Genomic DNA, 14,671 nt, shown 5'->3' on the forward strand with positions numbered 1-14,671 from the left:
ACTGCTGAGCCTCTCTAGGCCGGAACGCCATCTGTTCCGGCGCGCTTCCGCTTCTCTTCACGCTCCAGAAGGTGCTCGAGGAAGACGTCGCGGATCGCGACCTTCTGCTCGAAGTGCAGCGGCTGTGCCGACGCGCGGATCCTCCGAACATGGGCCTCGTGGTCCGTCCATCCGAACGCGTCGTCCAGGTCGGAGACTCGGATCACGGTCTTGAGGACCGGGCGTCCGTCGCGGCCGCCGATCTTCTCATTTTGGGCAGGCAGGGTCCCGTTCTTGATGCGCCGCCTGATGGTCTTGGTGCTGTACCCGTGACGCAGCGCCGCCTCAGCGACACCGACCCAGCCGTCGTCGGGCTTCATACGCACCTCCAAATCGCCGCGGACCCATTGCCCGTGGACTCATCGTCAGCTTATCGAGAGCGTTGAGACATGAGTCGGCGCATCGCATCGCTTTCGGCGAGCACCTTCGGGACTGGTCGTCGCCGGAGGCCTTTGCGCACCGCGTCGGACTGCACCGCACCTACATCAACGGGCTCGATCGCGGACGTCGCAACCCGGCACTCGATGTGACCCTCGAGCTAGCCCGTGGTCTCGATGCCGCTCCGCCAGAGCTCCTTTCTGCGATCAAGTAGGCCGTCACCCAAAGGCGTGCCACGGCTTGAGATGATTGGGGTGTGAGTGCGTTCTCGGACAGAGCTGAGCGAATCGCCGCGTATCTGGTCGGTCATGCCACTGCTGCGAGTGTGGTCGCTCACGACATCGATGGCCGACAGGGCGTCGTGGACTTCCTGATCCGATGGCCAGATGGTGTCGCGGGTGCACTCGAGGTCACGCTCGTCGTCGAGCACGCTTCGATCGAGTGGCAGGCCCTGGCCGCCGCGGAAGGGTGGCGATGGCCAGCGACATCATCATGGGACTTCCGTGCAAGCGAGGTCAGCTTTCGGTACAAGTCCACTCGCCGCCTGGTGTTACGAGCGGTCGAGCTGTGCGATCGCTGGTCCGTTGATGATCCGAGGGATCTGCCGCAGGACGCTCTCATCGCGGAGCCCGGCTTGCGTCGCTTCTCACGGTGGGACCTCGGCTCGCTGACCCGTTCTCCCTTCTCGCCGGGCGTCACCGTGTATGCGCGCACCACAGCTGAGTTCATCGAGGCCGCGCCGAGCAGTTTTTCACGGGTTGTCGAGACGTGGCACGACCAGCCGCACATGGCGTCCCACATCGCAAAGCTCGTTGAGACTCCCGACGTTGCAGAGCGACATCTCTTCCTTGTCGCCATGGACGACGTGCTGCCAGTTCGTTTCTTCACCGATGACTTTGATCCGCCGGCAACGCGGCCCCTCGGGTTCGATGCGGTGGACGTGCTGTGGGTCTGGTCCAACTACTGGCACCGATTCCTGCGGTATCGGCATCAGGAGTGGAAATGGATCGACTTTCCGCCACCTCAAGACGCGGGTGGTTCGTAATGACGAACCACCGAGCTCAACGGAAATACCATGAGGCGCATGGAAGATCCGGCGTTGCCTGAGAGGCTTAAGTTCTACGGTCCGACGGACCTCGCCAACGGCTGGTTGGCCGAGCAAGCGGTCGCGCTGATTCAGGACTATGCATCTGGCCGCAAGATCCGCTCGCTGGACGATGTGCTCGAGTTGCATAACGCGCTCGCGTACGAGGAGCACAGCATCTTCCCGAACTCCCTGGGTCACGAAGAGCGTGATGCACTGGCGCGGTCAGCTCGTGAATTGCGAGGGACGGTCGCTTCGTTCTTCGCGGACTTCGAGGCGTCCAAGCTCGAGTCCCTTGTGCGCGATTTCGAGTACCAGTACGCGGAGGACCTGATTCTCCTCCTCGAGAGACATGGCGTCGCCAATAAGGTCGGCGACCAAGCGCTCTTGGATGCTCTGATGAATGCGCGCATCCCGTTGGCGGTCATGCTCTCGAACCGCCAGTTCGTGAAGCGACACGACCGCAGACTCCGCGACGCGCTCCTGGCGGACGCTCAGCACGGCGAACTCTTGGTCAGCATGAGATTGATCAAAGGCTCTGCCCCCTCATATTTCCTCCCTGCGAGCTTCAGCGGTCAGGACTCGCAACGACTCCTGAGCGCGTACATCGACAGTCCGTTTCCCCACCCCAACCACGTTCAAGCAATAGCGGAGGCCAAGGACAACGACGATTTCGGGCTCACTCCGAAGATCCGGTTGCAGGCGAAAAAGCGATACGAGGCTCTCGCGAAGGACCTCTTCGCGGACGACAAGAACACCCTGATGACGACCCGCTACGGCTTCCGAATCGATCCAGAACAACTGGAGCCCGTGCTCGATCGCGTTGAGCATGACGAGAACGGCACAACACATTTTCGCTCGTTCGGCGAGCAGTACCTGCTGTCTTCGATGGAGCCGCAGCGTATGCTGCGAAATTTCGCCTCCGTGGTGGGCTACCTGGATCGCCACGGGCTGCTCACGATGCCGTCGTTCAAAGCCCAGATCGGCGTGCTCCACAGCCTTTTCATCTCAGGGAGAGAGGCGTACCCCAAGGGACCGGCATTCGAGTACCTCGATGCACTGACGCTTCAAGGGACGCTGTTCTACTCGGAGTTCCTCCGTCAGAACGGCGTCGAGGTCGAGGACGCAGTGGCTTGGTTCTTCCGAGAACATCTCGTCGACGAATTCGGCGCGACCAACTTCTACTACGCGCCTTCCAGCCCGAACAGTTCGTTCCTCGAACGGTGCCGTCACGTCGCCGCGGAGATGGAAAGCGTCGCCCGCCAGTTCACTCTTTACTGCGACGAGGGCGAACTGGATCCTGAACTCCTTCGCATGACGTCCACTCCGCGGCCGTGGGCTGAGATTCCGAGCCTCGTCGATCGCAAGTACCTGCGCCCTGGATCTAACCGCGACTGCGATCAGGCGCTTCATCTCCTATTCAGCGACCAGTCGACACTCAACTACGTCAGCAAGGAGTTCCGAGCCAGAAGCTTCGTGGAGCTGGTCACCGAGAACGAGGTGCCCTACGACGCGATTCATCCGTACCAGAAGCACGCCGTCGACTGGTTAGTCTCAGAGGGATTAGTCGCAGTCGATTCCGGTGTGATCGAGTTCGCCCAGCCAGTGCAGATTCTCGTACTGAGCGACATCAACAGCCTTGAGGCCGCAGCCTACGGACACTACGGGCCGGACGAGTCCGCTGCGGCACTCGCCCTCGCGGAAAAGGGGTGGCTCGCATTCAGTTCGACGCTTCTGACATCGGCCGAGGCGAGCTACTTCAACTATTTCCTGAACAAGAGCGAGTTCAGCGATGGACCGGACCTTCGCAACAAGTACGCACACGGGACCAACGCCGGTCCAGGCGACGAGGGCGCACACCGGCAATCCTACGTGCAACTCCTCAGGTTGCTCGTGTCATTAGTGCTCAAAATCAGCGACGACTTCCAGGTGTCCCTGGAGAACCATGACTGAGCACACCGAGGCGAGGCATCAGTCTTGGTACTGCGGTCGTGCAGCTCCGACCCAGGAACGACAACGAGCCGTGATCTCGACCCCCAGACAAGCACCGCAGTGTTGTGACGATCCCGTGCGATGGACACTCACACCACGCACGAGTGACGATCTAGGCTCAACGCATGGCCGATGAGCAGAACGGGTGGCCGGAGATCACTCCGAAGCCGACGCCAGGAAGCGTCTCCGCCTCGTCTGTCGAGCGGCTCGCCTCGATCTTCCCGTGGATGCGGTCTTTGTCGCTGCCCGACCGGGAGGCCTGCGCGGACGACCTCGCATCAGCAGCAAGCCCCGAGTTGCTGGTCGCCGAACTAAGGTCCTGGAAGGAGACCGCCGCGGCCGTTGCTGCCGGGTACCGCGACGTCGAACTCGGGTGGCTCGACTAGACGCGGGCGAACAGGACCGCCCACGCGGCCGGCGTCATAATCGAGCACGACGGTACGTCCTTTCCGCTGCCCTACTAGGCCGATCCGAGCGCCGCGGCGACCTGGCCGAGTGCGTCAGGCACGAGCCGGTAGTACGCCTACGTGCCCCGCTTGGACCGGGTCAGGAACCCGGCCGTGGTGAGCACCTTGAGGGGCGCAGGACCTGACCGTCAAGATCAACGGGGCCAGCTTCTGTGGCATATTCGACACAGAGGCATGCGTCTGAGGGGACGGGATCCTCTGCGTGCCGATCGGCATGCCCGACTGAACGAAGGGGTTCGCCGTGACCATTCCCGTAGTTGAAGATCAGACGCCGACAGCAGAGAGCGTGCAGGATCTTGAGGTCGTAATCCGTGATTGCAACAGCATCACCGAAGCCGCGATCAAGCTGCGGCCGCGCGCATTGAACATCAAGTACGGACCCAACGGCCTTGGTAAGAGTACCATCGCGCGAGCATTGACGTATCGGGCTGAAAGCACTGAGCGACTGGCTGAACTCACTCCGTTCAGGCACCTCGGGGCCAACCCGCCGATCGTGCCTATTGTGGAGGGCGCGGACGAGATCAAGAGCGTGCTCACATTCGACGACGAGTACGTCTCCAAGTTTGTTTTCCGCCAGAACGAGGTCGTCGAGAACAGCTTCGAGATCTTCATCAACACTGACGAGTACCGTGCAGGTATTGCGGAGATCGACGAAATCTTCGAGTCGCTGAAGGAGACCTTTCTCGAGGGGGTTGAACTCAACGAAGCGATCGCACACTTCACTGAGCTTCGAGACGCCTTCGGTATCACCGCTGCGGGGAAGCTGTCGAAGACCAGCCGCGGGCCGAAGGCGCTGAGCATGGGCGGCAAGCTGGATGTGATCCCGGGGTCGCTCCAGGGATATACCGAGTTCATCAAGAGCGACAATCCCGCGAAGTGGATCTCGTGGCAGGCTCAGGGCAAGGAGTACCTGGAGCTCTCGGAAAATTGTCCGTTCTGTGCGACCGTGAGCGTCGACAAGACGACCGCGAAGATGGTCTCCGACGAGTACAACTCGGCCGCTGTCAAGAACATGAGCAGCCTGAGGGCCGTGATCGAGAAACTCGGCGGGTACCTCAACCCGGAGCATCTCGATCAGCTGCAGAATCTCACGAAGTTGCTCGCGGGCATGACCTCAGAGCAGGAGCGCTTCCTCGTCAACCTGCACGGCGACGTCGTCACCTTCCTGAACAAGCTCACGGCTGCTCGCAACGTATCCTTCCATGCCCTGCGCGAAGCCGGAGACGTGAAGCAATTCCTGAGCGAACTGCGGATCGACCTTAGCCTGTTGCACGGATTGAGATCAGATGCAACGCAGGAGATCGTGACGTCGATCAACTTCAAGCTCGATGAAGTGGAGACCCGCGTCATCGACATCAACCAGCGGATCTCACGGCAGAAGCGAAGGGTCGGACAGCTGATTGAAGAAAACCAGCGCGCGATCAACGATTTCTTGAACTCAGCCGGCTACAAGTACGCGGTCCGCATCGAGGCGGACGGCGATTCCTACCGGATGCTTCTCGAGCACCGGGACAAGACCGGGCACTTGGAATCGGCGGGGCAACATCTCAGCTACGGCGAGAAGAACGCGTTCGCTCTGGTGCTGTTCATGTATGACGCGAGACGCCGTCAGCCAGACCTGGTGGTGTTGGATGATCCGGTGTCTAGTTTCGACAAGACCAAAAAGTTCGCGATCCTGCACCAGCTCTTCCACGGCCAGAACAGCTTCAGGGATGTCACCTGCCTGCTCCTCACGCATGATCTTGAGCCCGCGATCGACATCGTGAGGACGTCAGCAACGCCGGTGGTCCACTTCCTGACAGGGCGCGACGGGGTGATCTCCGAACTTCCAATTACCCCGGACCACATCATGACCTTCTCCGAGGTATGCAAGCAGAACATCGATACAGCAACCGATCCGCTGATTCAGTGCATCTATGCGCGCCGGCTTCTGGAGGTCCGTGGCGCGAGGGGCATGGGATACCAACTGATATCGAACTTGCTGCACGTGCGCGACGTCCCGCTTCTTAGTCCGAACAGTGATGATGAAGTCCCGATGACGCAGATAGAGATCGACGAAGGGACAAACGAAGTTCGAGACTTGCTTCCAGACTTCGACTACCACCAGCTTCTCGAGGACCTGAACGACCCGCAGAAGGTCAGGTCAAGATTCGATGCGACTGCTGTCGGATATGAGAAGGTTCAACTGTTCCGCGTGTTTACGGTACTGAGCCCGACGACGTTGGCGAAGGATCGGATCTTCACGAAGTTCGTGAACGAGACGTATCACATCGAGAACGAGTACGTGATGCAGCTCAACCCGCAAGCTTTCGACGCAGTGCCCGAGTACGTCGTGGCGGCTTGTGAAGAGCTCATCAACGCAAACTTCCCTGATTGAGACGCGCTGCAGCGGCCTCCATGTCAGGTCGCTATGACACCCCCATCGCCCGCTGGGAGAAGACCAGATCATTGCCGAGGTCCGGCCACTCACCGCCGTCATGGACGGCATCGGACTGCAAGGGCTGCACGAACTCTTCCACCGACGTGGAGGAGACGGTGACTGTCTGCGTCGACCGCGTCCTCGCCGCGTGGAGCGACAGCGCAGTCCGTGACGCGCAGCACCGGCATCCCGTGTCGCGTCAAGGAGTTGTCTACGAGACGCCTGCCGACATCTGCCGCCTTCACCGACGACGGTGCGGAAGAAGGATCCGGTCGACGCCAGCGCGGGCACGATGCCACGTACCAGCCAGGTCTCACCGTCGCGTCCTGACTTGGCTCAGCGCCGACATGAAACGGCGCTTCTACGGCATAACAAAGTTGTTCATGGCGTTGGTCTCGCGGATCGCAGAATCGAACTCCTGCTCGGAGACTGATCCGAGAAGTTCGAGCGGCGATTGGTCGGAGCCGGCTGCGTTCTTCGGCAGACGAGGTTGCGGGGTCTGCCACCAGTCCAGCAGTGCCGCCGCGACGAGCGTCGGCTGCGCGTCGCCGCAGGCCGTGACGAACGCCTTGTTGATCTCCGCGAGTGCGTCGATGATCTTCCCATCGCGGAACTGGAACGCCGGGTAGTGCTTCATCCCGCTGAGCTCGACCTCGATCACGACCTGGTAGCGCAGGTAGGTTCGAAGAAGGGACTTCTGGGCCCCGCGCTTGGCTGCCGCCAGCTGCTCGGACGTTCGCGGCTCGGCTTTAGGCGTCGGCTCCGCACTGGTGAGCACAGCACGCGTCTGCGGCGCGGTCAGGAGCTCCGTGCGATCGAGCAGGCTCGCGGCGCGCATTGGCGATGGGTCGAGTGCGAAGCCTCGGTCCCAGACGGGGCTGCTCCTCCAGTCGTCGGGGAACCCGAGTTGGCCCACTCCGAACCCAATCTTCTGCGACCTGGCTTCGACGAATTCGGCCAGGTCTACGACATCGGCCCGTTCCGGGGCGATGCTCAGGAGGAGGTGGCGCATGATCAGCAGCACGCCGTAGAGCTTGTTGTTCACGCCTTCGCCGGCGAGCGGGGCGAGGAGGTCATCGCCGTCCGCGCGGGCCTGCCCGGGGGCGTCGATCACCACGTCGAACGTGCGGTTCCACAGGCGGCCGTAGTGCGCGCAGATGTTCCGCGCGTGCCTGAGGCTATTGAGCCAGTTACTCAGAGCGCCGCGGTCGGCGCGGCCGTCTGCGTTGCGGATCTGGAACCGCGCAGCGAGGACCTCCTGGTCGCCCTGGGGCATCAGGTCGAAGAGACTGCTGAGCAGACCGAAGGACATCACCTCGGTCGCCACCCAGATAGGCAGGTGCGGACCGTACTTCTCGCGGAAGTGCAGGACGAAGTCGCCCCGCGCCCGCTTCTCGTGGACGTCGTATTCGGCGAGCCAATCCCCGTAGGCGGACGTGGGTTCGACCGGGGCTCCGGGCTCGCCCTTCCTGACTGCGCCGAGCACCTGGGGGTGCCGGTGCGCGAATCTGTCCATCCTGCCGAGCCGGTGGCCGATGAAGAACCGGAACGCCGTCTCGATCATGCTGAGCGCGTCGCCGAGGCGAGTCCGGAGCTCGTGGTCGAATTCGTACAGAGCGACCACGTTCGCCAGACTCGTTCCTGGCAGGAACGAGTCCAGGCGGATCTCGCGTCCGTCGTCGTCGAACCGGGGCTTCGGAGGCTCGGGCCGGGCGCGGTGCAGGTGCCAGTATCCGGAGAGCCGGTAGTAGCCATAGCGCTCGAGGACGCGGGAGGCATACTCGTCAGCGCCGCAGTTCATGCCCCGCTCCCGCAGCCGGCGGATCTGCTCGGGCACCGTCAGGAACGGCTTGGCGTAGGTGCTGTCCGGGGTCGTCACGTGCATATCATCCTCGCGACCCCGCCGCGGGTGGAAAGAGAACAGGCCCGCGTCTCATCGCGAGAAGCGGACCTGTCGTGGTGATTCGAGCATACGGGGTCGGTGCGCACCGGTCAACACGACGCACGCGCGCGATCTCCTGGCCCTCACCGCCCCGGCTAGCGTTTTCGCTGACAGCCGGGGCAGAAGTGGCTTGAGCGGTTCATGAACTTCTCCCGCGCGATGGGCGTGCCGCAGCGCGTACAGGGATGCCCGGCGAGCCCGTAGACGTTCAGACTGCGGGAGAAGTAGTATCCACTGCTGCCTGCCACGTCGACATAGAGAGAATCGAACGAGGTCCCGCCCTGCGCAAGCGCAGCGGCCATGACGGAGCGCGCAGCATCGACCACCGCCGAGATCCTCGACTTGCTCAGCGAGGACGCCGCCGTCTCACCGTGCACCTTGGCCGTCCAGAGGGCCTCGTCGGCGTAGATGTTCCCGATGCCGGACACCAACGTCTGATCCAGCAATGCGCGTTTGATCCCGGTGCGCTTGGCCTTGATCCGCGCGACAACCGCCGCTTGATCGAACTGCGGGTCAAATGGATCCCGCGCGATATGGGCGATCGGCGACGGCAACACTTCCCCACCCTCGTCGTACATCAGATGACCGAAAGTGCGCTGGTCATCGAAGCGCAGATCATGGCCGCCATCGGTGAAGGAGAACCTCGCCCGCTCGTGCGGGGCGATCGGCACGTCGGGCGAGGTGATGAGCATCTGCCCGCTCATCCCCAGATGCATGAGCAGGGCGTCCCGATCATCCAGGATCAGCCAGCAGTACTTCCCCCGACGCGCGGTCCCCGTGATCGTCGCGCCGAGCATCCGTGCAGCGAGATCCTCAGTGCCAGCTACATGTCGACGCGCCGCTCGCGGATGCCGAATCACGGCCGAGGCGATCGTCCGACCACGCACGTGGTCGTCGAGCCCACGGCGCACAACCTCGACCTCAGGCAGCTCAGGCATGCTCCTCTGTCCAATCCCTCTCAATGCCAGTTCAGCGTGTCGGAGCGGTATGCATTGACGTACAGCGAGTCGAAGCGAGTCGCATTCGGACACGCAGTTCTTGCGTGTGTCCGGCATCCAGTCAGCGGCCGTCGATCAGCGTTTTCGCTGGCAGACCGGGCATAAATAGCTGGATCGGTTCATGAAACGCTCGCGTACGATCGACGTTCCACAGCGCTTGCACGGGTACCCTGCGAACCTATGGACACTTAGATGCGGCCCGTGCATGCCCGCCTGCCCGTTGACGTTCACGTACTGCGCGTCGAAGCTCGTGCCGCCCTCGGCCAGTGCCTTGCGGAGCACGGAGCGCACCTCCGCGAGCAGCCGATTCGCGCTCCGCGTCGCCAGCGCCGAGGCGGTCGTCTCCGGATGGATCCGCGCCGCCCAGAGCGCCTCGTCGGCGTAGATGTTGCCGATGCCGCTGACGACGCCCTGGTCGAGCAGCACCCGCTTGACGGCGGATCGGCGCCGCGCGAGCTGGGCGCGGAAGGCCTCCTCCGAGAACGCGGGATCGAGCGGATCCCGCGCGATGTGCGCCGCCTGCGACGCGATGAGCGGGAGCGGGTCTCCGTAGCCGCCCGCGGCGCCGTCGGGCATCGGCACGAGCGCGTCGACCCCGAGGGATCCGAACGTGCGCTGGTCGGCGAAGACGACGGCGAGCTCGCCATGGTCGGGGTGCTCGATGGCGAGGCGGATCCGCTCATGGCGCTCGGCCGGCGTCCCCGGAGCGCGCAGGAGCATCTGCCCGCTCATCCCGAGATGCGCGACGATCGCCTCGCCCGTTCCTTCGAGCGGGAACCAGAGGAACTTCCCCCGACGCACGGCGGCGCGCACGGTGCGGCCCGCGAGGCGCGACTCGAAGTCTGCGCCGCGAGACGCGGGTGCCGCTGCGGGCGAGGGCGCGCCGGGCGAGGTCCCGGGGCCGACGCGCCTGCCGACTGCGCCGCCGACCGCGTGCCGCGTCAGCGCGCGCTCGTCGCGCACGTCGACCCCGAGGATCCGCGCGCCGACGACGGCAGGCGCGAGGCCCGCGCGGACGACCTCGACCTCGGGGAGCTCAGGCACCGGCCGGCGGGTGCAGCGACCGCCAGAGGGTGAGCGCCGCCGCCATCTCGGCCTGCTTCTTGCTCGTGCCCGCGCCCGAGGCGCTGTCGTCGCCGACGGTCACGACGGCCGTGAAACGACGATCGTGATCGGGCCCCGTGCTCGTGATCTCGTACGCGGGCGGATCGACGCCGAGCCGCGACGCCAGCTCCTGCACGCTCGTCTTCGGATCGACGGCGGCACCGTACCGCGCCGGGTCGTCGACGAGCGGCGTGATGAGCCGCAGCACGAGGGCATCTGCCTCCGCCCTGCCCGCCGACAGGAACGTCGCGCCGAAGATGGCCTCCATGGCGTCGGCGAGGATCGAATCCTTGTCGCGCCCGCCGGTCTGCTCCTCGCCGCGGCCCAGGCGCAGGTGCGCACCGAGTCCGATCCGGCGCGCGACGTCCGCGAGCGCGAGCGTCGACACGACGCCGGCGCGACGCTTCGCGAGGTCGCCCTCGGGCACGTCCGGGAAGCGCGTGTACAGCATCGCGGTCACGGCGAGCCCGAGCACGGAGTCGCCGAGGAACTCGAGGCGCTCGTTGTGCGGGATCGCGCCGTTCTCGTAGGCGTAGGAGCGGTGCGTCAGGGCCAACGAGAGAAGCTCGGCGTCGATCTCGACGCCGAGCTTCTCGGTCAGCGACACCTGCGCGCGCTCGTCAGTGCGCAGTGTCATCTGGGGGTTCAGACGTCAGCGACCTTGCGGCCCTTGTACTCCAGGAACAGCTCGGTGCCCTGCGAGTCGGTGACGACCTTGGCCTGGTGCGGGCGGCTGTAGGTGACCTTGCCGTTCTCGACGGTCTTGACGAGCGCGGGGGCCTCGGCCTTCCACTGCGAACGACGCGAGCGCGTGTTGGAGCGCGACACCCGGCGCTTCGGGGGGTTACCTGCCATGACTAGCTCTCTTCTCTGCTCTGGACGGCGCCGGACGCCGACTCGGTTTCGGTGAGTTTCTGGAGCGCCGCCCACCGCGGATCGATGGGGTCCTGCGCCACGCCGGAGGATTCGGCCAGCCGATCGCCCGTGGCGGGATCAAGACCCGGGCAATCCGGCCGACAGACCGGCTGAAACGGAAGCGACAATACAATCGCATCTCTGACCAGAGTTTCAAGATCCACGTGGTCGTCTTGAAGCTCGAAGTCAGGGGTTTCATCCCCAGCGTACTCGAAAAGCTCCTGGAACTCGACTTCGACAGGCTGGGAGATGGCTCGCAGACAGCGGCTGCACTCCCCCTCGGCGACGGTGTCTGCGGTGCCGCTGACGAGGATCCCCTCGTGCACGGATTCGAGCCGCACGTCGAGTTCGACCGCGCGATCCTTCTCGATCGCGATGATGCCCTCACCCCAGCGTTCGGGGATCGGGATCGAGAGCTCGTGCTCGCGCATCTCGCCCGTCCTGCGGACGATGTCGCGCACAGGCAGGACGAAGGGTCCGGAGAGTCGGTTCTTCACTCCTCCAGCGTACGGCCCCGCGTCGGATGACGGCTGACGCGCGGACTCAGAAATCGCTGGGCGTCGACGCGTCGAGATAGCGTGCGACCGCGTCCGGCACATACGGCGAGACGTCGCCGCCGAGCCCCGCGACCTGGCGCACGAGAGAGCTCGATACGACCGAGTTCGCCGGATCGGCGAGGAGGAACACCGTCTCGATCCCCGCGAGGTGGTTGTTGACGACGGCCATCGGCGTCTCATACGAGACGTCCTGCTGCGCGCGGATCCCCTTCACGAGCACCCCCGCGCCGACCTCCTGCGCATAGTCGACGAGCAGACCCACGCTCCAGCTGCCGACGACGATCTTCCCAGGCAGACCCGCGTCCGCGATCGACTGCTCGAGCAGCCGGAGGCGCAGCGCGATCGGCAGCATGCCCTCCTTGTCGGGGTTGTGCACGACGAGCACGTGGATCTCGTCGTACAGGCCCGCGGCGCGACGGATGATGTCGAGGTGGCCGAGCGTGGGCGGGTCGAAAGACCCGGGGACGACCGCGATCCGGTTGCTCATGGCCTCACCCTATCGAGCGGGCCGACGCGCGTTCGCGCGGCGGATCCGCGTTCTCAGTTCTTCCTCAGGGCCGCGCGCTCCTCCGCGCCGAGGCGCGCGTCGAGGATCGCCGCGAGGCCCGGGTGAGCCTCGAGCGTCGGATCGCCCTCGAGGATGCTCTCGGCGAGCGTGCGCGACCTGTCGATGAGTCCGGCGTCCTTGATGACGCGGAGCAGGCGCAGCGATGAACGTGATCCCGACTGCGCGCCGCCCAGCACATCGCCCTCGCCCCGCTGCTCGAGGTCGACCTCGGCGAGGGCGAATCCGTCGAGGGTCTCGGCCACGGCCTCGACGCGCTCACGGGCGGGCGTGCCCTCGAGCGCGTCGGTGACGAGGAGGCACAGGCCGGGGACGTCGCCGCGGCCCACACGGCCGCGCAGCTGATGCAGCTGCGAGACCCCGAACCGGTCGGCGTCGAGGATGATCATGGTCGAGGCGTTCGGCACATCGACGCCGACCTCGATCACGGTCGTCGCGACGATCAGGTCGATCTCGCCGCGCGCGAACGCACGCATGATCTGGTCCTTCTCCTCACCCGGCATGCGCCCGTGCAGCGCGCGGATCCGCAGATGCTGTGTGCTCGCCTGCCGGGACAGCATGCCCGCGACCTGCGCGACGCCGAACCGCGGCCCCGTGGACTCGGCGGCGACGTCGGCGGGCACGTCGTCGATGTCGCCCTCCTCGACGGCGGCCGCCCCCTCCGCCTCGGCATCGATCGCCGCGCAGACGACGAACACCTGGTGTCCCTTGTCGACCTCCTCAGCCGCCCGCTCCCACACCCGGCCGAACCAGCCGGGCTTCTCGCGGATGGGAGCCACGAACGTCGAGATCCCCGCCCGCCCCGCCGGCATCGTGCGGATCGTCGACACGTCGAGGTCGCCGAAGACCGTCATCGCGACGGTGCGCGGGATCGGCGTGGCCGTGAGCACGAGCACGTGCGGATTGCCGCCCTTCGCACGCAGCGTCTCGCGCTGCTCCACGCCGAATCGATGCTGCTCGTCGACGACGATGAGGCCGAGATCGGCGAACGTCGTCTTGTCGCTCAGCAGCGCGTGTGTGCCGACGACGATGCGCGCCTGGCCCGAGGCGACGCGCAGCGAGGCCTTCCGGCGCTCCGCCGTCGGCATCTGGCCCGTCAGGAGGGTCGGCATGAGCTCGGCGGCGAGATCGGGGCCGAGCATCTTCGCGATCGATCGCAGGTGCTGCCCCGCGAGCACCTCGGTCGGTGCGATGAGCGCGCACTGACCGCCCGACTCGGCCGCCTGCAGCATGGCCCGCAGGGCGACGAGCGTCTTGCCCGAACCGACCTCGCCCTGCACGAGCCGGTTCATGGGCGCGCCCTCCGCGAGATCCGCCGCGATGCGCTCGCCGACGCCCACCTGATCGGGTGTGAGCGTGAACGGCAGCGCCGCATCGAAGCGCGCCAGGAGGCCGCCGTCCCTCGCGGGGCGCGGCGTCGTCGCCATCGCGCGCACGAACCACCGCTGCTGCAGCAGCGCCGTCTGCATGACGAGCGCCTCGTGCAGGCGCAGCGTGTGGCGCGCGCGGTGGACATCGGCGTCGGAGCGCGGCCGATGGATCTTCTCGAGCGCATCGCGCGCCGTCAGCGCCTTCTGTTCGCGCCGCATGCCGTCGGTGAGGGGATCCGCCACCTCGCCGAGCCCGTCGAGCGCATCGCCGATGAGCTGCTGCAGCCGCCACGTCGGCACGGTCGAGGTCGCCGGGTAGAACGGCAGCGGGCGCTCCGCGTACTCCTCCGCGCTCTCGCGCGCCGCGAGCTCGTCTTCGAACAGCTGGTAGTCGGGGTGCGAGAACTGCAGGACCCCTCGGTACTCGCCCACCTTGCCCGAGAAGATCCCGCGCACGCCGGGCCGCAGCTCGCGCTCGCGCCACGCCTGCCCGAAGAACGTCAGGCTCATCTCGCCGACGCCGTCGCCGATGACGACCTCGAGCAGCGTGCCGCGCCTGTTGCGCATGGGCCGCGACTGCACGCTCTGCACCTCGGCCACGATCGTGGCGGTCTGGCCGATGGGCAGGTCGAGGATCGGCGTGAGGTCGCCGCGCTTCGCGTAGCGGCGCGGATAGTGCGAGACCAGGTCGCCGACCGTCTGCATCTCGAACGCCCGCGCGAGCGACTTCGCCAGCTTCTCCCCCAGAGCCGCCGTGAGCGGGGTGTCGAGCGCGAAGGTCATGCGTCGAGCATAGTTTCGACCCCCGACACGGCAGACCATCCGCGCCGGGAGTGCGCCG

13 protein-coding genes are annotated in these 14,671 nt (G+C 65.4%); 4 read left to right on the plus strand and 9 right to left on the minus strand.

What is annotated here, in order from left to right; translation table 11 throughout:
- Positions 1-14: 14 nt before the first annotated feature.
- Positions 15-359 (minus strand): helix-turn-helix transcriptional regulator, encoded by a 345-nt coding sequence (locus GB932_RS17340; protein WP_156761955.1) that lies wholly within the window; start codon positions 357-359, stop codon positions 15-17.
- A 314-nt stretch (positions 360-673) separates the two neighbouring features.
- Between GB932_RS17340 and GB932_RS17345 the strand changes: the two genes are divergently transcribed.
- The 4 genes from GB932_RS17345 to GB932_RS17360 all read left to right on the plus strand — a co-directional run bounded on the left by GB932_RS17345 (position 674) and on the right by GB932_RS17360 (position 6,337).
- Complete coding sequence (locus GB932_RS17345; RefSeq protein ID WP_156761956.1) at positions 674-1,462, plus strand: hypothetical protein; 789 nt, start codon at positions 674-676, stop codon at positions 1,460-1,462.
- 39 nt (positions 1,463-1,501) lie between these two features.
- Positions 1,502-3,454, plus strand: coding sequence for a hypothetical protein (locus GB932_RS17350; RefSeq protein WP_197517548.1), 1,953 nt, complete (start codon positions 1,502-1,504; stop codon positions 3,452-3,454).
- A gap of 164 nt (positions 3,455-3,618) precedes the next feature.
- The gene (locus GB932_RS17355) at positions 3,619-3,879 is read left to right on the plus strand and encodes a hypothetical protein (RefSeq protein WP_156761957.1); all 261 of its coding nucleotides are present in this window, start codon (positions 3,619-3,621) and stop codon (positions 3,877-3,879) included.
- A gap of 322 nt (positions 3,880-4,201) precedes the next feature.
- On the plus strand, positions 4,202-6,337 hold the full coding sequence (locus GB932_RS17360; protein ID WP_156761958.1) for an AAA family ATPase: 2,136 nt from the start codon (positions 4,202-4,204) through the stop codon (positions 6,335-6,337).
- Positions 6,338-6,740: 403 nt separating this feature from the next.
- Here GB932_RS17360 and GB932_RS17365 read toward each other — a convergent pair whose 3' ends face one another.
- The 8 genes from GB932_RS17365 to GB932_RS17400 form a co-directional block, all read right to left on the minus strand.
- A complete protein-coding gene (locus tag GB932_RS17365; RefSeq protein ID WP_231916284.1) occupies positions 6,741-8,264 on the minus strand; it encodes an Abi family protein in 1,524 nt (507 codons plus the stop codon).
- 152 nt (positions 8,265-8,416) lie between these two features.
- A complete protein-coding gene (gene mutM / locus GB932_RS17370) occupies positions 8,417-9,259 on the minus strand; it encodes a bifunctional DNA-formamidopyrimidine glycosylase/DNA-(apurinic or apyrimidinic site) lyase (protein WP_156761960.1) in 843 nt (280 codons plus the stop codon).
- A gap of 135 nt (positions 9,260-9,394) precedes the next feature.
- The gene (gene mutM, locus GB932_RS17375) at positions 9,395-10,363 is read right to left on the minus strand and encodes a bifunctional DNA-formamidopyrimidine glycosylase/DNA-(apurinic or apyrimidinic site) lyase (RefSeq protein WP_156761961.1); all 969 of its coding nucleotides are present in this window, start codon (positions 10,361-10,363) and stop codon (positions 9,395-9,397) included.
- Complete coding sequence (gene rnc, locus GB932_RS17380; RefSeq protein ID WP_156761962.1) at positions 10,356-11,060, minus strand: ribonuclease III; 705 nt, start codon at positions 11,058-11,060, stop codon at positions 10,356-10,358. Before rnc ends, mutM (GB932_RS17375) begins: the two co-directional genes overlap by 8 nt.
- A gap of 8 nt (positions 11,061-11,068) precedes the next feature.
- Positions 11,069-11,278 carry a 50S ribosomal protein L32 gene (gene rpmF, locus GB932_RS17385; RefSeq protein WP_156761963.1) on the minus strand — a complete coding sequence of 70 codons (210 nt, stop codon included), beginning with the start codon at positions 11,276-11,278 and terminating at the stop codon, positions 11,069-11,071.
- A gap of 2 nt (positions 11,279-11,280) precedes the next feature.
- Positions 11,281-11,769: a YceD family protein gene (locus tag GB932_RS17390; RefSeq protein ID WP_156762259.1), complete on the minus strand. Its 489-nt coding sequence runs from the start codon at positions 11,767-11,769 to the stop codon at positions 11,281-11,283.
- A gap of 112 nt (positions 11,770-11,881) precedes the next feature.
- On the minus strand, positions 11,882-12,382 hold the full coding sequence (gene coaD, locus GB932_RS17395) for a pantetheine-phosphate adenylyltransferase (protein ID WP_156761964.1): 501 nt from the start codon (positions 12,380-12,382) through the stop codon (positions 11,882-11,884).
- Positions 12,383-12,435: 53 nt separating this feature from the next.
- Positions 12,436-14,613, minus strand: a complete 2,178-nt coding sequence (locus tag GB932_RS17400; RefSeq protein WP_156761965.1) for an ATP-dependent DNA helicase RecG — start codon at positions 14,611-14,613, stop codon at positions 12,436-12,438.
- Between the last annotated feature and the right edge of the window lie 58 nt (positions 14,614-14,671).

Source organism: Microbacterium karelineae, from assembly GCF_009745985.1.
Taxonomy (GTDB): Bacteria; Actinomycetota; Actinomycetes; order Actinomycetales; family Microbacteriaceae; genus Microbacterium; species Microbacterium karelineae.

Bases quoted from the DNA above. Each gene is read 5' to 3' on its own strand.
- GB932_RS17340 (WP_156761955.1), bottom strand. From the start codon at position 359: ATGAAGCCCGACGACGGCTGGGTCGGTGTCGCTGAGGCGGCGCTGCGT.
- GB932_RS17350 (WP_197517548.1), top strand. From the start codon at position 1,502: ATGGAAGATCCGGCGTTGCCTGAGAGGCTTAAGTTCTACGGTCCGACG.
- GB932_RS17355 (WP_156761957.1), top strand. From the start codon at position 3,619: ATGGCCGATGAGCAGAACGGGTGGCCGGAGATCACTCCGAAGCCGACG.
- GB932_RS17365 (WP_231916284.1), bottom strand. From the start codon at position 8,264: ATGCACGTGACGACCCCGGACAGCACCTACGCCAAGCCGTTCCTGACG.
- mutM (WP_156761960.1), bottom strand. From the start codon at position 9,259: ATGCCTGAGCTGCCTGAGGTCGAGGTTGTGCGCCGTGGGCTCGACGAC.
- rnc (WP_156761962.1), bottom strand. From the start codon at position 11,060: ATGACACTGCGCACTGACGAGCGCGCGCAGGTGTCGCTGACCGAGAAG.
- rpmF (WP_156761963.1), bottom strand. From the start codon at position 11,278: ATGGCAGGTAACCCCCCGAAGCGCCGGGTGTCGCGCTCCAACACGCGC.
- GB932_RS17390 (WP_156762259.1), bottom strand. From the start codon at position 11,769: ATGCGCGAGCACGAGCTCTCGATCCCGATCCCCGAACGCTGGGGTGAG.
- coaD (WP_156761964.1), bottom strand. From the start codon at position 12,382: ATGAGCAACCGGATCGCGGTCGTCCCCGGGTCTTTCGACCCGCCCACG.
- GB932_RS17400 (WP_156761965.1), bottom strand. From the start codon at position 14,613: ATGACCTTCGCGCTCGACACCCCGCTCACGGCGGCTCTGGGGGAGAAG.